The 17,047-nt window shown below is 71.2% G+C and carries 10 protein-coding genes and 1 pseudogene; 3 read left to right on the forward strand and 8 right to left on the reverse strand.

What is annotated here, in order from left to right; translation table 11 throughout:
* Positions 1-134: 134 nt before the first annotated feature.
* From SCMU_RS21175 to SCMU_RS13030, 3 genes and pseudogenes are all read right to left on the reverse strand, one after another.
* A pseudogene (locus SCMU_RS21175) lies at positions 135-1,120 on the reverse strand (Gfo/Idh/MocA family oxidoreductase).
* Complete coding sequence (locus SCMU_RS13025) at positions 1,120-2,208, reverse strand: DegT/DnrJ/EryC1/StrS family aminotransferase (RefSeq protein ID WP_229229558.1); 1,089 nt, start codon at positions 2,206-2,208, stop codon at positions 1,120-1,122. Before SCMU_RS13025 ends, SCMU_RS21175 begins: the two are co-directional and overlap by 1 nt.
* Positions 2,205-2,795: an acyltransferase gene (locus SCMU_RS13030; RefSeq protein ID WP_229229559.1), complete on the reverse strand. Its 591-nt coding sequence runs from the start codon at positions 2,793-2,795 to the stop codon at positions 2,205-2,207. The genes SCMU_RS13025 and SCMU_RS13030 overlap by 4 nt, the downstream gene beginning before the upstream one ends.
* Positions 2,796-2,926: 131 nt before the next feature.
* Here SCMU_RS13030 and SCMU_RS13035 point away from each other — a divergent pair, with 131 nt between their 5' ends.
* The gene (locus SCMU_RS13035; protein ID WP_229229560.1) at positions 2,927-7,108 is read left to right on the forward strand and encodes an FtsK/SpoIIIE domain-containing protein; all 4,182 of its coding nucleotides are present in this window, start codon (positions 2,927-2,929) and stop codon (positions 7,106-7,108) included.
* Here the strand turns inward: SCMU_RS13035 and SCMU_RS13040 are convergent.
* Positions 7,017-7,505 (reverse strand): hypothetical protein, encoded by a 489-nt coding sequence (locus SCMU_RS13040; protein ID WP_229229561.1) that lies wholly within the window; start codon positions 7,503-7,505, stop codon positions 7,017-7,019. The genes SCMU_RS13035 and SCMU_RS13040 overlap by 92 nt on opposite strands.
* 289 nt (positions 7,506-7,794) lie before the next feature.
* On the opposite strand from SCMU_RS13040, the gene SCMU_RS13045 reads away from it, so the two are divergent.
* Positions 7,795-8,043, forward strand: coding sequence for a WhiB family transcriptional regulator (locus SCMU_RS13045; protein WP_066498767.1), 249 nt, complete (start codon positions 7,795-7,797; stop codon positions 8,041-8,043).
* 111 nt (positions 8,044-8,154) lie between these two features.
* On the opposite strand, the gene SCMU_RS13050 is transcribed toward SCMU_RS13045, so the two are convergent.
* The 4 genes from SCMU_RS13050 to SCMU_RS13065 all read right to left on the reverse strand — a co-directional run bounded on the left by SCMU_RS13050 (position 8,155) and on the right by SCMU_RS13065 (position 16,660).
* On the reverse strand, positions 8,155-9,627 hold the full coding sequence (locus SCMU_RS13050) for a sensor histidine kinase (protein ID WP_229229562.1): 1,473 nt from the start codon (positions 9,625-9,627) through the stop codon (positions 8,155-8,157).
* 137 nt (positions 9,628-9,764) lie between these two features.
* Positions 9,765-14,654: an NAD-glutamate dehydrogenase gene (locus tag SCMU_RS13055; RefSeq protein ID WP_229229563.1), complete on the reverse strand. Its 4,890-nt coding sequence runs from the start codon at positions 14,652-14,654 to the stop codon at positions 9,765-9,767.
* A gap of 54 nt (positions 14,655-14,708) precedes the next feature.
* Positions 14,709-16,022 carry a CpaE/TadZ family protein gene (locus tag SCMU_RS13060; RefSeq protein WP_229229564.1) on the reverse strand — a complete coding sequence of 438 codons (1,314 nt, stop codon included), beginning with the start codon at positions 16,020-16,022 and terminating at the stop codon, positions 14,709-14,711.
* A complete protein-coding gene (locus SCMU_RS13065; RefSeq protein ID WP_229229565.1) occupies positions 16,019-16,660 on the reverse strand; it encodes a hypothetical protein in 642 nt (213 codons plus the stop codon). Before SCMU_RS13065 ends, SCMU_RS13060 begins: the two co-directional genes overlap by 4 nt.
* Before the next feature lie 159 nt (positions 16,661-16,819).
* Here SCMU_RS13065 and SCMU_RS13070 point away from each other — a divergent pair, with 159 nt between their 5' ends.
* Positions 16,820-17,035 carry a helix-turn-helix domain-containing protein gene (locus tag SCMU_RS13070; protein WP_229229566.1) on the forward strand — a complete coding sequence of 72 codons (216 nt, stop codon included), beginning with the start codon at positions 16,820-16,822 and terminating at the stop codon, positions 17,033-17,035.
* The last annotated feature ends 12 nt before the right edge of the window (positions 17,036-17,047 follow it).

Consider the following 17,047-nt stretch of genomic DNA (forward strand, 5'->3'; position numbering starts at 1 on the left):
GGCTCGCCAGCCCAGCATTCAGGGTACCGGAGGCGGCGCACCTCCCCCGAATCAGGGGGTGCCCGCAGGTCCGGTGGGATGAGGGGCGGACATGTCTGAGGGCCGCCATGATGACGGCCCTCACACGCTTCCGGTCAGAGGTGGACGACGGCTCCGGTCGCCGCGGACTCGAGGAACGCCTCGGCCACGCGGAGGGTCGCGAGACCCTGTTCCATCGTCACGAGGCTCGTCTCCTTCCCGAGGATGGCGTCACGGAACGCCTCATGCTCGACCTTGAGCGGTTCCCGCTTGTTCAGCGCGAACCGCGTCGAGGAGCCCTCGGAGACTCCCCGGAACTCCGCCATCGAGTCCCACTCCGTCTCGAACGTGCCGTTCTCGACGAACGTGAGATCGGCCGAGATGGTGTCCGCGATGAACGAGCCGCGCTCGCCCAGGACCACAGTGGTGCGCTCCTTGAGCGGTGACAGCCAGTTCACGATGTGGTTGGTGCCGATGCCGCCCTCGAGCTGTCCGATCGCCGAGACCATGTCCTCATGCTCGCGCCCGGACCGGTGGGTCGTGTTGGCGGCGACGTTGACGAACGGGCTCTGCGCGAGCCACGCCGTCAGGTCGATGTCGTGCGTCGCGAGGTCCTTGACGACCCCGACGTTGCGATCCGCGCAGGGAACGGACCCTGACGGCGAGTCGAGATCTGGTAGACGTCGCCGAGGTCGCCGTTCTCGAGGCGGGCCCGCATGCTCTGGAGCGCGGGGTTGAAGCGCTCGATGTGCCCGACGGCGCCGACGAGCCCGCGGGACTCGAAGGCGTGTGCGATCCTCTGGCCGGCGGCCGCGTCGTTCGCGATGGGCTTCTCGACGAGGGTATGGATGCCCGCGTCGGCGAGCTTGAGGGCCACCTCCTCGTGCAGGATCGTCGGCACGGCCGCGACGGCCATGTCGACGCCGGCGGCGATGAGATCCTCGACGGAGGACAGGAGCGGCAGCGATCCGGCGGCCCCGTGCGGGTCACCGTACGCGTCCGCCACGGCGACGAGGTCGACGCCGTCGAGCTCGCGGAGCACACGTGCGTGGTGGCGGCCCATCATGCCGAGGCCGATGAGCCCCGCGCGCAGGTTCGCCATCAGGCACCGGCCTTCGTGACCGCGGCGACGGCCTCGACGATCCGCTCGAGATCGTCCTGCGTCAGCGACGGGTGGACGGGCAGGGACACGACCTCGGCGGCGGCCTGCTCGGTCACCGGCAGGTCGTCGTCCGTGCGGAACGGTGCGAGGCGGTGGTTGGGGATCGGGTAGTAGACGCCGGAGCCGACGTTGTGCTCTTCCTTGAGGGCCTTGACGAACCCGTCCCGGTCGTCGGCCACGCGCACCGTGTACTGGTGGTAGACGTGCTCGTAGCCATCGGCGACCTTCGGCGTCACGACGCCGGTCAGGTTGGCGTCGAGGAACGCAGCGTTGGAGCGGCGCTGCTCGGTCCAGCCGAGGACCTTGGTCAGCTGGACGCGGCCGATCGCGGCATGGATGTTCGTCATGCGGGTGTTGAAGCCGACGAGTTCGTTCTCGTACTGGCGCTCCATGCCCTGGTTGCGCAGGAGCCGCAGGCGGTGCTCGACGCCGGCATCTCCGGTCGAGACCATGCCGCCCTCGCCCGAGGTCATGTTCTTCGTCGGGTACAGGCTGAACATCGCGAACGTGCCGAAGGTCCCGACGAACCGGCCGTGGGCGCGGGCCCCGTGGGCCTGCGCGGCGTCCTCGAACAGCATCAGGCCGTACTTGGACGCAAGGGCCTCGAAGGCCTCGACGTTGTACGGGTGGCCGTACAGGTGCACCGGCATGATGGCCTTCGTGCGGTCCGTGATGCGGGACTCGACGGACGCCGGGTCGAGGCAGAAGTGGTCCAGCTCGATGTCGGCGAAGACGGGGGTGGCGCCCGTGAGGGCCACCGAGTTCGCGGTCGCGGCGAACGTGAAGGAGGGCACGATGACCTCGTCGCCCGGGCCGATGCCGGCCGCGAGGAGCCCGAGGTGGAGTCCGGACGTGCCGGAGTTGACGGCAACGCTCGCGCGGCCGTCAAGGAGGACCGTGGAGAACTCCTTCTCGAATTCCGCCACCTCGGTGCCCTGGGCGAGCCCCGACGCGAGGACCCGGTCCACGGCGGCCCGCTCCTCGGAACCGATGATCGGCTTGGCGGGTGGGATGAAGTCCTTGCTCATGCGTCTACCTCTCGCAGCGTCTGGTCCTCTTCGATGTACTTCTCACCGGTGCGCGGGCAGACCCAGTGGTCGCCGTCGCGGGTGAGGGGCTCACCAGCCTTCCCGACCCACGCGATGCGGCGGGCGGGCACGCCCGCAACGAGGGCGAAGTCCGGGACGTCCTTGGTCACGACGGCGCCCGCCGCGACGGTGGCCCAGCGGCCGATCGTGACGGGGGCGATGCACACCGCACGGGCACCGATGGAGGCGCCGTCGTGGATCGTCACACCGACAGGCTCCCAGTCGTGGGCGCTCTTGAGCGTGCCGTCCGGGTTCACGGAGCGCGGGTACGTGTCGTTCGTGAGCACGACAGCAGGGCCGATGAAGACGCCATTGCCGAGGACCGCCGGCTCGTAGACGAGCGCGTAGTTCTGGATCTTGACGTTGTCGCCCATCGTGACGCCCGTGCCGACGTACGCTCCGCGACCCACGATGCAGTTCTCACCCATCACGGCGTTCTCGCGGACCTGGGCGAGGTGCCAGATCTTCGTCCCCTCGCCGATCCGGGCAGCGTCGGAGACATCGGCCCCCGGGGCTACTGTGACCATGACTGATGTCCTTTCAAGCGTGCTCCAAGGGTGTGGCCAGGGTTCAGTATATGCGCCCGTCCGGACCGCCCCCTGCGCGCCTGCCCGCCCCGCGGCACGCCGCGGCAGCGGTTATCCACAGGCTGCCGGCCATGATCCCCGCCCAGGCCCGTGCGGCCATAGCCTTGGTCCATCGGCTGCCGCATCCGATGCTCGGCGGCGGAAGGGGGGCCATGGAACTGCACTGCACGCTCATCTCGCTCCGGCCCGGGCACGTGACCCGACACGCGGCACAGGCGCGCCGCGAAGTCGTCGTGGACGCCCCCGAGGGCACGCCCGGCTCCCGGATCGCCGAGGTGCTGGCCCGGGATCTGGGGGCCCAGTCGTGCACCCTCGAGGGCGTCCCCCTGGACCGCCTGAAGGCCGGCGAGGCTCCTCTGGTCAGTGGTTGCGTCCTCATCGCGGACGGACACGTGCGGGGGCCCCGTGAGACGCCTCCGCTCGTCCTCGTGGTCCGTACCGGGCCCGTCTCCGGCACAGTCGTCCCGTTGGGGCGCGGCACCACACGACTCGGCCGGTCCCCGGGAGGCCCGGGCCACCGCTGCCCGCTCCCCGACCCGGATCTGTCCCGCGAGCACGCCGAGATCGAGGTGACGGACGCCGGCGTCGTCCTCCGCGATCTCGGCAGCGCCAACGGCGTCTGGCTCGGGAGGCGGAAGGTCGAGCGCGCCGGAGTCTCCACCGGCCAGGCGTTCCGCCTCGGATCGAGCACGTGCACGCTCGAGTTCGCCGCCGACGGCCCGCTGCTCGATCCCGCCGCTGGCAGCGGGCCGGCGCCCCCCGTGCGGGTGGCCCGGCACGCGCCGCCGTCCCGCAAGGCGGCCACGGTCACCATGGTGGTCCTGCCGCTCCTCGTCGGGGTGGGCATGGCCGTGCTCACGGGGATGTGGGTGTTCCTCGCCTTCACCGCCGTCTCGGTGGTCTCGCCGCTCATCCCGCTGGCCGAGGGGCGGTCTGCGCGCCGCGACTTCGCCCGCAGGCTGGCTGCAGCGGCCGACGACGACGCGGCGCGCCGCCGCCGCACCGCACCGGATGCGGGGCTGCTTGCCCGGGCCGTCGGCGTGGCGCCCGCGCCTACGCCGGGACTGGCTGAGGCGACCCCTCCGGCCACGGCGCAGGACACCACCGCGGGGCTCCACCTCCGTCTGGGAACCGCGAGCGTGCCCGCCAGCATCGTGGTGGAGCCGGCGGCGCCCCAGGGAGACGTGCTTCCGGTCCTGGCGGATGCTCCGTTCACGGTAGCCCTTCCGGCCCGACTGGCCGTGGAGGCGGGCACCGCGGAGGCCGAGGGGCTCCTGCGCTCGCTCCTGCTCCAGCTCTCCCTCGTCCCGGCGGCGGCGGGCATCCGCCTGCTCGTCCTGGGCGGCGACGATGAGACGAGGCTCGCGGCCCGGTACCTGCCGCGGGTCCGGGTCCTCCCGCGCGGCACCACCCGAGGGTCCCTCGACAGCGCGGGCCGCGGGGCCGCCGTCGCGGTCGTGGCCTTCCACGGGGCGGGGGCCGACCTGGTGGAGGCCGCGGCCGAGCTCGGCTGGCCCGTGGTGGGCCCGGCGTCGGCCATAGGCCCGAATCCCGAAGCGGTGGTCCGGCTCAACGGCGGCCGCGCACAGTTCTGCTCGGCCGGGGCCACGTCCGCGTTCGCCCCTGACCTCGTGCCCGCCCCGGCCTTCGAGGCCGCGGCACGACGGGCCGCGGGGCGCGCGGCCGCCGGCGACGAGGCCGGTGTCCCCGAACGGTGCGGCCTCGACGAGCTCGTGGCAACCGATCCCGACGGCATCGCGGTGGCCTGGGAGCGGACGGCCCACACGGCCGGGGTCCTCCTCCCGCTGGGGCGCACGGACGGGGGCACGGCGTCGCTCGACCTCGTCTCGGAGGGCCCGCACGTGCTCGTCGCGGGAACCACAGGCTCTGGCAAGTCGGAGCTGCTGCGGAGCCTGATCGCGGGCGCGGCCGCACTGCACGCACCCAGCCGGGTGACGTTCCTGTTCGTGGACTTCAAGGGCGGCTCAGGTCTCGAGCCCCTCGCCGGCCTGCCGCACTGTGTGGGATTGGTCACAGACCTCGCCGAAGGCGGCATGGACCGCACTCTCGCGTCGCTCCGGGCGGAGCTCAAGCGGCGCGAACGGGTGCTGGCGGACGCGCGGGCCGCAGACCTCGGCGACTACCACCGCCGCGGCGGTGGTGGCGACCTGCCGCGCCTGATCGTGGTCGTGGACGAGTTCAGGATGCTCGTCGAGGAGGCCGCAGGGGCCCTCTCCGAGCTCATGCGCGTCGCCACCGTGGGCCGTTCGCTCGGCATGCACCTCATCATGGCCACCCAGCGTCCGCAGGGGGCGATCTCCGCCGACATCCGGGCGAACGTGACCACCAACATCGGCCTGCGGACGCAGCACGACTCCGAGTCCCGCGACGTGCTGGGGAGCCCCGTCGCCGCATGGATCCCGGTAGGACTCCCCGGCAGGGCCTACCTCTCGGTAGGCGGCGGGACGCCCGTCGAGTTCCAGTCCGCCTCGCTGGGCGTCGCAGCCGCTCGGGGCAAGCGCGAGGACGTGCGGGTGGCCGACGCCCTGGCGTGGCTCGAAGACGGCGCCGACGGCCGGGAGGGGATTGCCCAGCACACGCCCGCAGAGGCCGCCGCGCCGCTCGTGGCCGCAGCCGTCCGGGCGTGGGACGGCCTGGGCGGGGGACCTGTCCGCACGCCGCTCGCGGTGCCGCTCCCCGACCGCCTGCCGTGGCACGAGCAGGGCTCGCCCGACGGTGGCGGTGGGCAGAGTCAGGGGATCGACCGGGCAGAGGTGAGGCTCGGCGTCGTCGACCTCCCGCACGAGCAGCGGACGACGGTCCTGGGATGGGCACCCGCGCGTGATGGGCATCTGGCGCTCGTCGGGCCATCGGCGTCGGGCGTGTCCGGGACGCTGGCTGCGGCGGCAGCGCAGCTCGCGGTGGATGGTCCGTGCCGCCACCTGTACATCCTCGACGGGGACGGGTCCCTCGCGTTCCTCCGCGACCACCCACGAGTGGGCTCATCGGTGGGCATCGGCGAGCCGAGGCGGGCCGCCCGCGTCCTGGCCAGGCTCAGCGAGGAATGCTCGGACCGGCTGGCCCGCGGGGACGGCGCGAGCCTGACACCGCTCGTGCTCGTCGTCTCGGCCTGGGGCGCGTGGGTGTCCGCCTTCAGGTCGGGCACCCTCGCCTGGGCCGAGGAGGCCTTGGGCGGACTCGTGCGGGACGGCGCATCTGCGGGCCTGGCGGTCATCGCGGCGGGCCATCGCGAGCTTGCGTCGTCGCGGGCCTTCTCAGGCATGCCGGCACGGGTCTTCTTCCCTCTCGGCACGACCGAGGAGGCGCGCATGTCGTGGCCGCGGCTGCCCGCTATGCCCGCGCTGGCCGGTCGTGCCGCGGCGGCAGGGACTCTCGCTGCGGGCGGGGCCTTCGCCATGCAGTGCTACGAGTACCCGGGCCGGGAGGCCGGGGTACAGAGCGGCGGCGCACCCATGACGCGCCGACGGCGGCGGGCCATGGCCGAGCCTGCCCCGTTCCGGATCGATCCGCTCCCCCGCCTCGCGCCCGCCGACCGCATAGCGGCGTTGACGGACGCGGAGGCGGGCGAGTGCGTGCCGGACGGGCGAAGCGGCGAGCTGGTCATCGGCCTCGCGGGCGACGAGGTGCGCCCCCTCTCCCTCCGGCTCGCCCCCGGCGAGGCACTCCTCGTACTCGGCGGCGCCACATCGGGCAAGACGACGTTCATCGAGGCAGTGCCCGCCATGAACCCTCGGCACGAGTTCCTCGCGCCGCGACGCGAGGACCGCGCACGCGCGTGGCAGTCCCTCCTCGACCGCCTCGCGCGCACCGGCCCCTCCGTGGACGGCGCGCCGGTCGTGCTCGTGGACGACGCGCACAGGCTCGACCCCGACCAGGACCATGTGCTGGCACGGCTGCTCGACGCGGGCGCCTCGATCGTGGCGACCGCGCAGCACAGCGCGAACCTGGCTGCGCGGTGCCAGCTTGCCGTGAGGGCCCGCTACGGCGGGACCGGCATCGTGCTGCAGCCCCGCTCACCGAACGACGGCGACTTCTTCGGTGTGCGCATCGACGTGCCGGCGAGCGTCCCTTCCGGGCGGGCCGTTGCCCTCGTGTCGGGCCGCCAGATCGAAACGCAGCTTGGCGTCGTCCGCGGTGCCGTCAGCCCTGCGGATCCTGGGGATGCGCCGCCTCTGGTCCTCCCGGTTCTCCCGGGCCCTGCTGGGGGTGGCGCCGTGCGGTCCCCTGGGTGACGGCGAGGACCCGCCGTTCGAAGAGGAGGAAGAGCGCGGCCACGGCAGGGACCAGTACGGCCAGGCCGAAGGAGACGACGCCGCTCGTGAGCGTGGGCACGCCGATGGTGAGTGCGAAGAGCTGCGCGACGAGGACGGCCGAGCGGGGCCAACGCCGCCCACGCCAGAGGAAGACCGCGGCCGAGGCGAGCCACGCGGCGAATGCCGCGAGGAGCACGAGGGTGAAGGCAGCACCACCCGGCGAGGTTGCCGCATCTCCCGCCGCGAGCGCGAGTGCGTAGAACACTGCGAATCCGGCGAGCACGGCGGCTTCGAGCAGCACAATGGCGACGAGGACAATGAGCGTCCACGGACGCGGTACCGGCACTGCGGCCGAGCTCTGATCTGCTGAGGGCACACCCGCACGATACCGCCAGCCGCTCGACGCGGCCTGTCCGGCCGAGCCCGGGGCACCCCGCAGCGCGGGGGCGTGACGCGGCAGAACCGGGCCGATCGGCCCTCGCGGGTGTGACGCATCCCTCCCGTTTAGGACGGGAATCCCCCTCCGGACCCCTTGTTTACACCCAGTTAACGTGACAACCTTAATGAAGTTGACCGCGGGGCCCAGAAAGGCCCCTTTGCTTTGGATGCACTCGTGAATGTTTTCACAAGCGAGCGTCCCCTCAGAACGGAGTTGCTCTACCACCATGGATTGGCGTGACCGCGCGGCCTGCCTCGACAAGGATCCCGAACTCTTCTTCCCCGTGGGGAACACCGGGCCGGCCCTCCTGCAGATCGAAGAGGCGAAGAGCGTCTGCCGTCGCTGCCCCGTCGTGGACACGTGCCTCCAGTGGGCCCTCGAGAGCGGGCAGGACGCCGGCGTCTGGGGCGGCATGAGCGAGGACGAGCGACGCGCCCTCAAGCGCCGCGCCGCGCGCGCCCGCCGCGCCTCCTGACACCCGGGCAGACCAGCCCGGGAAACCAAATGCCTCCGGCCCCGTCAGCGTCGCTGACGGGGCCGGAGGCGTTTCACGGAGCGCCCGCGCCCTCCCGGTCCATCCGGCCGGTCACTCGTGCACCGGCCGCAGCACGATGCGGACCACTGTCCCGCCGCCGTCGCGCGGGTGCCAGTCGATCGAACCCCCGAGCTCGCTCGTCACGAGCGTGCGCACGATCTGCAGGCCCAGGCCCTCGTGCCGCGCCGCGGCGGGAGCCAGCCCCACGCCGTCGTCCTCCACCGTGGCCTCGAGCACCTCGGCGCCCGTGGCGTCCCTCTGGCGGTCCGCCGTGAGCCACACCGTCCCCGACCTGTCAGCGAGGCCGTGCTCCACGGCGTTCGTGACAAGCTCGTTGATCACGAGGGCGAGCGGGGTGGCGAAGTCGCTGGGCAGCTCGCCGAACTCGCCCCGGCGCTCGGTGGCCACGTGCTGGCCCTCCGTGGCCACCTCCGCCGACAGCCGGAACTGGCGGCCGATCAGCTCATCGAAGTCGACCGTCTGGGTGAGCCCCTGGGACAGGGTCTCGTGCACGAGGGCAATCGTGGCGACGCGCCGCATGGCCTGCTCGAGGCCCTGCTTGGCCTCCTCGCTCTTCATGCGCCTGGACTGCATGCGCAGCAGCGCGGCGACGGTCTGGAGGTTGTTCTTGACCCGGTGGTGGATCTCGCGGATCGTCGCATCCTTGGTCACGAGCTCCATCTCGCGGCGGCGGAGCTCCGAGACATCGCGGCACAGCACGAGGGCACCGAAGCGCTCGTGCTCGTCCCGCAGCGGGATGGCGCGCAGCGAGAGGCTCACGCCGCGGGACTCGATCTCGCTGCGCCACGGCATCCGCCCCGTCACCACGAGCGGGAGCGTCTCGTCCACGAGTCGCCGGTCCTTCAGCAGTCCGGTGGCGACCTCCGCGAGGGAGCGCCCCTCGAGGGACTCGACGCCGCCGAGACGGCGGAACGCCGAGACACCGTTCGGGCTCGCGTACTGGACGATGCCCTCGGCGTCGAGCCGGATGAGGCCGTCCCCCACGCGTGGCGCGCCACGCCGGGAGCCCGTGGGGGAGGCGAAGTCCGGCCAGAGTCCCAGCGTGCCCATGCGCAGCAGGTCGTAGGCGCATTGCCGGTAGGTGAGCTCGAGACGACTCGGCATCCGCGAGCTGGAAAGGTCAAGGTGGGACGTCACGACGGCGAGCGTCCGCCCATTGCGCACGAACGGCACCGCCTCGACGCGCAGGGCCATCTCGGAATTGAAGCTCGTGTCGTGGTGCCGCTCGATCGACTGGCTCTGCCATGCCTTGTCCACGAGCGGCCTCAGATCGGACCGGATCCGCTCCCCCACGAAGTCCGCATGGAACACCGTGTGCGTGGTGGATGGACGCACATGCGCCAGCGCCACGTAGCCGTCGTCGGGATCCGGGAACCACAGGGCGAGGTCGGCGAACGCCAGGTCGGCGACGAGCTGCCAGTCCCCGACCAGGAGATGCAGCCACTCGGCGTCGCCTGGCCCGAAGTCGGCATGCTCCCTGATGGGGTCCGTGAAGATGGCCACCTGCACCGCCTTGTCTCGTGGGATCCGCCGGCGTGGGGCGGCCGCCTCCCGGACGCCCCGCCGGGCCGCGGGAACGACACCGGGGCCGCGAGAAGTCCCGCGGCCCCGGTGTCAGCGCCCCAGACCGAGATAACGGCTCAGTGGCGCACGATCGACCGCAGCAGCCTCAATGCTACCGAGAGCGAGGCCATGTCGTCGCGCTCGAGGGCGTTGACCTCGGCGAACATCGCAGCAGCGCGGTCGAGCTGCTCCCGGTTCTCCCCCTCCCACACCGCGAGGCGGGCCTCGGGCGCGAGGGTGTCCGGGGCCGCGTCCATGACGGAGCGGGCGAAGTCGGCGACGGTGCTGTAGAGGTCGTCGCGCAGGGCCGCCCGCGCGAGCGCCTCCCACCGGTCCCTCCGCGGCAGTGCGGTAATCCGCTCGAGCAGGCTGTCCACGTGGAACCGGTTGAAGACCGTGTAGTACACGCCGGCCACCTGCTCGACGCCGGCGCCCGAGGTCTGCGCGATCCGCGCGACGTCCAGGAGCGCATAGCTCTCGAACAGCTCCGCCCAACGGTGGGCCAGTCTCTCCGTCAGACCCCACGAGCGGGCACGGTCGAGCCAGCCCGCGACACGGTCGGCGTCCTCCCCGCGCAGGTAGCCTAGAAGCTTGGCACGGAGGGTGGCGAGCGGGGTGCCGTACTTCGCCACAAGGTCCGCAATCGGCTGGCCCGCGGTCCCCTCGTGCAGGATCCAGCGCACCGCGCGGTCGAGGAGCCGGCGGATGTCGAGGTGGACGGCGGTCCAGTGCTCGGTCGGGAACGACGCCGGGAGCGCGTTGAGCTCCGCGGTCATCTCGTCGAGCCGGTACACCTCCCGGAGCGCAACGAATGCCTTGGCGACCGCGGACGGGGCGGCACTGGTCTCCTCGATGGTCCGGAACGCGAACGTGATCCCGCCGAGGTTGATCATGTCGTTGGCCACGATGGTCGCGATGATCTCCCGACGCAGCGGGTGGGTATCGAGGTCGCCCTCGAAGCGCTCGGCGAGCTCCGCCGGGAAGTACCGCCTCAAGGTCTCCTTGAACCACGGATCGTCGGCGAGATCGCTGTCGCGGAGCGCCTCGGTCAGCTCGATCTTGGCATACGCCACGAGGACCGACAGCTCCGGAGCAGTCAGGCCTTGGCCCTGCTCGAGCCGCTTGTGGAGCTGCGCGGTGGTCGGCAGCGCCTCGAGCTCCCGGTTGAGGTCAGCCTCCTCCTCGAGCCAGTCCATGAGCCGCTCATAGCTCGGGCTTGCCTCCACCACCCTCGCCCGGTCGTTGACGAGCAGGATGTTCTGGTCGATGTTGTCGGCCAGCACGAGCCGGCCCACCTCGTCGGTCATCGAATGGAGGAAGTCGGCGCGCTCCGCGGCGGGGAGCTTGCCCGCCGCGACCATGCGGTCCACGAAGATCTTGATGTTCACTTCGTGGTCCGAGGTGTCCACGCCGGCGGAGTTGTCGATCGCGTCGGTGTTCAGGATGACGCCCTGGAGTGCGGCCTCGATGCGCCCACGCTGGGTGAAGCCGAGGTTGCCGCCCTCGCCCACGACCTTGACGCGCAGGTCACGGCCGTCGACCCGAATCGCGTCGTTGGCCTTGTCCCCGACCTCGCTGTGCGTCTCCGTGCTGGCCTTGACATAGGTTCCGATGCCGCCGTTGTAGAAGAGGTCCACCGGAGCCAGCAGCACAGCGCGCAGCATGTCGTTGACGCTCAGCTGCGTCGTGCCCTCGGGCAGGCCGAGGGCCACCCGGACCTGGTCGGAGACCGGGATCCACTTCGCCGTGCGCGGGTACACTCCACCGCCGGCGCTGATGAGCTCACGGTCGTAGTCGTCCCACGAGGAGCGCGGAAGGTCGAAGAGGCGACGCCGCTCCGCGAAGGAGGCCGCGGCGTCGGGCGTCGGGTCGAGGAACACGTGCCGATGATCGAAGGCCGCGACGAGGCGGATGTGCTCCGACAGCAGCATGCCGTTGCCGAACACGTCGCCGGACATGTCGCCCACGCCGACCACGGTGAAGTCCTCGGTCTGGGTGTCGAGGTCGAGCTCGCTGAAGTGACGCTTGACGGACTCCCAGGCGCCGCGCGCCGTGATGCCCATCGCCTTGTGGTCGTAGCCGACCGATCCGCCGGACGCGAACGCGTCGCCGAGCCAGAAGCCGTATTCGAGCGAGAGCCCGTTCGCGATATCGGAGAAGCTCGCGGTCCCCTTGTCCGCCGCAACGACCAGATAGGTGTCGTCGTCGTCGTGGCGCACGACGCCGGCGGGCGGCTGGACCTGCTCGGTCGCCACGCCGTCGGCGGCGAGGACCGTCACCCGGTTGTCGGTGATGTCGAGCAGGCCGCGGATGAAGGTCTTGTAGCTCTCCACGCCCTCGGCGAGCCACGCGGCGCGGTCTCGGGACGGGTCCGGCAGTCGCTTGGCGTAGAAGCCGCCCTTCGCACCGGTCGGCACGATCACCGCGTTCTTGACGACCTGGGCCTTGACGAGTCCGAGAATCTCGGTGCGGAAGTCCTCCCGCCGATCGGACCAGCGCAGCCCACCGCGGGCCACCTTGCCGAACCGCAGGTGGACGCCCTCGACCCGAGGCGAGTACACCCAGATCTCGTACGCAGGCTTCGGGGAGGGCAGGCCCTCGATCTGCTCAGGTCGCAGCTTGAAGCTCAGGTACGGCTTGCCGAGGTAGTAGTTGGTACGGACGGTCGCCTCGATGAGGTTGATGAACATTCGCAGGAGGCGGTCGGCGTCGAGCGTCGGGACCTGTTCGAGCGAACGGGTCAGCCCCTCCTTGAGGCGGCCCGTGCGTTCGCTCCGCTCGGCGTCGCCGAGGGCAGGATCGAAGCGCGCCTCGAAATAGGCCACGAGCCCACGCGTCACATCGGCGTTGGCCAGCAGCGTGTCGGCCACGAAGCCGAACGAGTTCATGTTGCCGATCTGGCGCATGTACTTCGCGTACGCGCGCAGCATCTGCGCCTCTCGCGATCGGAGGCCCTCACGCAGCACGAGCCGGTCGATGCTGTCCGACTCGGTCTCCCCCGCGAGCGACTGCCCGAACGACTCGGCGAGGAGGTCGCCCGTCTTGACCGGGTCGACGCCTGCCGGGTACTTGAGCCCGAGGTCGTAGAGGAAGAACTCGCGGGAATCGCCCGTCTCGATCTCGAACGGGCGCTCGTCGAGGACCTCGAGGCCGAGGTTGTGGAAGTAGGGCAGGATCTGGCTCAGGCTCTTGGGCTCGAACAGGTAGAGCTTGACGCGGGCGTCCTCCTCCAGGGACTCGACGTCCCCTTGGGGCAGGTAGACGTGGACGACGGGCCGCTCGGAGACCTCTGCCCCGGCCGCCGCGGCGGACGCGCGCTCGGCAGCGTACGCCTCGAAGCGCGTGATGTCCTGGAGGGCGTCCTCAATGCTGAAGTCCACGCGGTAGGACGCGGGGAACGCCTCTCCCCACACCGCGGCGAGGTGCTCGGCGGCATCCAGAGGACGGTTTTCATGCAGGACCTGGGCGATTCCCTCGCTCCAGGAGCGCGTCGCGGTGACGAGCCGCTGCTCGAGCGCCTCACGGTCGACCGACTTCAGGTCCAATGGTGCCGACTCCGTGTCCTTGGGAAGGCGGATCCTGAAGTAGAGGCGGGCGAGGACGGAGTCGCTCATCTGCGAGTCGTAGTCGATCGACGACGAATGGAACTCCTTCTCGAGCTCCTTCTCGATGCGGCGGCGCACCGTCGTGTTGTACCGGTCCTTGGGCAGGTACACCACAGCGTTCATGAACCGGCCATAGATGTCCGGACGGAGGAAGAGCCGCGTCCGGCGGCGCTCTTGGAGGCGGTGGATCCGGGTGACGGTGTCAAGCAGGGTCTCGGTGTCGATCTGCATGAGCTCGTCGCGCGGGTACGTCTCGAGGATGGCGAGCAGGTCCTTGCCCGAGTGCGAATCGGCCGGGAAGCCGGAGGCGCGCATGACCGTCTCGATCTTGTCCTTGACGATCGGGACGGTCCGCGCGGACTGGGTGTACGCGCTCGAGGCGAAGAGGCCGATGAAGCGGCGCTCCCCGTCGACCTGGCCCTCGGCGTCGAAGCGCTTGATGCCGATGTAGTCGAGGTAGGTCCGGCGGTGGACGGTGCTGCGGGAGTTCGCCTTCGTGATGTTCAGGGCGCGCCGCTCGCGGGCGTGCGCCTGGCCCTCCGCGGTGAGGTGCTGGAGCGCGTGCGATCCCTCTCCGCGCAGCAGGCCCAGCCCGCTGCCCTCGACGAGCTCGAGCACGTCCTCCCCGGCCACAGACTTCAGGTCGTACTCGCGGTACCCGAGGAAGGTGAAGTTGCCCGCGTCGAGCCACCGGAGCAGCTCCTGGGTCGACCTGAGGTCGGGGATGTCCTCGGCCCCGGCGACCGAGCCGAGGCTTTCGGCGATCTCCAGCGCCTTGGTGCGCATGGGCTGCCAGTCCTCGACGGCTGCCCTGACATCCCCGAGGACCCGGCGGATGCCGTCGATCAGGGACGTCTTCATCGCGGAAGACGCACGGTTGATCTCGACCGCGATCCAGGACTCGATGTGGGAGGCGTTATCGCCGTCGCCCACGAGTGCGCTCAGCTGCGGCATCGTGGCCGTGTCGCCGCTCGTCATTCCCCACTGCGCGGGCACGCGGCTCGCGGAGACGATCGCGCCGTCGTCCTTCCGCCGGCTCACGACCAGCATGGGGTGGACCACGAGGTGGATGGGAACGCCTTGACGAACTAGTTCCGCGCTCACCGAATCCACGAGGAACGGCATGTCGTCCGTGACGATGTAGACGACGCTGCGGCTTCCCTCGTCGGCGATGACGACGTTCGCGGTACCGGTCTCGCGGCCCTCGGCGACCGCCCAGTGCTGCCGCGCCCGATCGGCGAGGGCCTCGGCCGGGTATGCCTGCTTGTCCTCCTCGGCCACGTGCTCGTAGTAGTCGGCCAGGAACTGGGATTCCTGGTCCGCTGACGGGAACGGGGTCTGCTGGGCAGTACCGGTAGACACGCTGGCTCGCCTCCAGGGGACGTGGCTGCCACCTCGCAGCCCTCTGACCCGAGCCTAGCGCGGCATGCTCGCCGGAGGTTTGGCGCGTCGTCCAGCGAATCTTCGATTCTGCTGTTCTTCTGCACATACGAGCCCTGCGATGCTGCGCCGCAGGCCAGACTCGGGGGCGCATTCGAGCAGGACCTGCCCGTTGAGGAGAGCGGCGTCCGCCGACGCGTCGTCGTGCGGGAGCATCGCCGAAACCGGCAGGCCTGGACCGAAGCGCTCCCAGGCCTCACGCAGCGCTCGTTCCGGGAAGCGGCCCACTGTCGACGCACGCACCCTGTTGAACACCACGGTCGGCGCAGATCCGGGTACGGCCACCTCGAGCTCCGCGAGAGCACGGACCAGCCGGGGCATCCCCACCGGGTCCGCGGCACCGACGGCAAGCACCCGATCGGCCAGCTCGAGGGCCCGCAGCGTGGCGCCGTTGCGCCGGGGCGCCATGGTGTCGAAGCTGAGCTCCTCGTCCGCCTCGAGGCAGAATCCCGTGTCCACGATCACGGTCTCCGCGACCTCGCGGCATCGCTCGAGCACCGTGCCGAAGGCCGCCGACCGCAGCTCCGACCAGCGGTCAGCGCGGGTGATCCCCGTGAGGACCCGCATGGCCCCGCCTCCCGTGATGACCGGCGTCGCGACCCGCTCGAGTGCGGCCGGGTCGAGCAGCCCCTGATCTGCAAGCCGGCAGGCCTGGGCCACCCCGGCTGAATCGTCGAGGAGCCCCAGTGCGCCCGCGACCGACGCACCGTACGTGTCCGCGTCCACCAGGATGACGCTCCGCCCGGCCGCCGCGAGTTCGGCGGCGCAGTTGATCGCCACGGTGGTGCGCCCCGGTGAACCGATCGGCCCCCACACCGCGAGGATCTCGCCCTGCCGCCCCGGTCCGGGGGCGGGGTCGGCCGTCGCGGCCTCGGGCGGCATCGGCAGCGGGCGGGCGCCGGCCAGCCCGAACGACGACGAAGGGCCGGCGCCCGCGCGTCGGGCCGCCTCCTCGACGGCGCCACCGATGAGTGCGGCCAGGTCGGGGGCGGCGATCGCCTCGGGGGCTGCGAGGATGCCGAGGGCCGTGAGACGGTCGCGCTCGGCGGCGTCGTCGCTGAGGCCCACGAGGCCGACACCGACCGAGGCGAGCCGATCGGCGAGCGTCGCGGTGAGGTCCGCGGTGCCGCCCGCCACCACGGCCGCCCTGGCCAGCCCGGTCTGGCAGGCGGCGACGAGCTCGGCCAGCTCCGAGCATCGGCGCACCACGGTGACGGGACCGTGGAGCCGCTCGAGGGAGCCGACCAGCTCGGCTTGGCCGGCCCCGACGGTCACGACTGGGATGCTCATCGCGGGCCGCCCGCCGGGTTCCAGACGAGGGACACCTTGGCGCTGTTCGCCTGGGCGCCGAGCACCTGGGGCAGCTTGGGGTCGTCGACGAGCACGAGCACGTGCGTCTCCCGGCTGCCCCCGAGTGTGGAGGAGGATGCCTCGATGTGCGCGATCTCGGCGCCCGGCACGAGCAGGCGGGGCTCGGAGAATCCGTTGCGCCCGTCCGGGAGGGCCACCCACACGTCCACCCGCGTGCCGACGGTCGCCTCTGCGGGGAGAGGCTGGGAGATGCCGATCGAGACGGGCTTGCGGTCCACGGCCTGCGGTTCGCCGAGGCTCGAGGCCGGCACGAGGTCGCCTTTGGCCACGCGCTGGAGCGCCACCTTGCCCTCCGGCACCGTCCCTGCGGCCAGGTACCGGCCCTCGGCGTCCCCGAGCCTGACGTCCACCCGCACGAGGCGGCTCGCATCGATTGCCTGGCCGACGGCGATGTCCTCCTTGGCCGCGTAGGCCCCGACGGTGCGGTTCGCCGAGTCGACGAGGCCGACGACCCCGGCGATCGAGGCGAGGACGAGGAGGATTCCCACCAGGAGGCGCGGGTCCTTCCAAGACGGCCTCGTGAGCCGGGCACCCGGCGCGTTCTCGGCAGCAGGCATTGCAGTTCCCCTCCAGTCGCAGGCCGCGGACCGGCCCCCCTGCGCCATTGTGTCCGGGCGGGCCGCGCATCCCAAGTCACACTGGAGCAAACCACATCAAACTGTTGATAACCGCATCAAACGATATCTTCTGTGGGTCACAGGTGGCAGAATGTGTCCATGCCACGTTTCCTCACGCTCGCCGACGTGTGCGAGCAGCTCCAGATCAGCTCGGCGCAGGCCTACGCCCTCGTGCACAGCGGAGAGCTCAAGGCCATTCAGGTGGGTGGACGCGGGCAATGGCGCGTCGAGGACGTCAAGCTCGAGGAGTACATCCAGGAGAGCTATGCCAAGGCCGAGCGGACGCTGGCCGAGAACCGCCGCGCCCGCTCGTAGCAATCGCCGGCC

Source organism: Sinomonas cyclohexanicum, assembly GCF_020886775.1.
Taxonomy (GTDB): domain Bacteria; phylum Actinomycetota; class Actinomycetes; order Actinomycetales; family Micrococcaceae; genus Sinomonas; species Sinomonas cyclohexanicum.

What these genes read in the sequence shown, in the direction of transcription:
- SCMU_RS13035 (WP_229229560.1), top strand. Translation starts at nt 2,927, where the DNA reads ATGATCCCCGCCCAGGCCCGTGCGGCCATAGCCTTGGTCCATCGGCTG.
- SCMU_RS13045 (WP_066498767.1), top strand. Translation starts at nt 7,795, where the DNA reads ATGGATTGGCGTGACCGCGCGGCCTGCCTCGACAAGGATCCCGAACTC.
- SCMU_RS13030 (WP_229229559.1), bottom strand. Translation starts at nt 2,795, where the DNA reads ATGGTCACAGTAGCCCCGGGGGCCGATGTCTCCGACGCTGCCCGGATC.
- SCMU_RS13070 (WP_229229566.1), top strand. Translation starts at nt 16,820, where the DNA reads ATGCCACGTTTCCTCACGCTCGCCGACGTGTGCGAGCAGCTCCAGATC.
- SCMU_RS13065 (WP_229229565.1), bottom strand. Translation starts at nt 16,660, where the DNA reads ATGCCTGCTGCCGAGAACGCGCCGGGTGCCCGGCTCACGAGGCCGTCT.
- SCMU_RS13025 (WP_229229558.1), bottom strand. Translation starts at nt 2,208, where the DNA reads ATGAGCAAGGACTTCATCCCACCCGCCAAGCCGATCATCGGTTCCGAG.
- SCMU_RS13060 (WP_229229564.1), bottom strand. Translation starts at nt 16,022, where the DNA reads ATGAGCATCCCAGTCGTGACCGTCGGGGCCGGCCAAGCCGAGCTGGTC.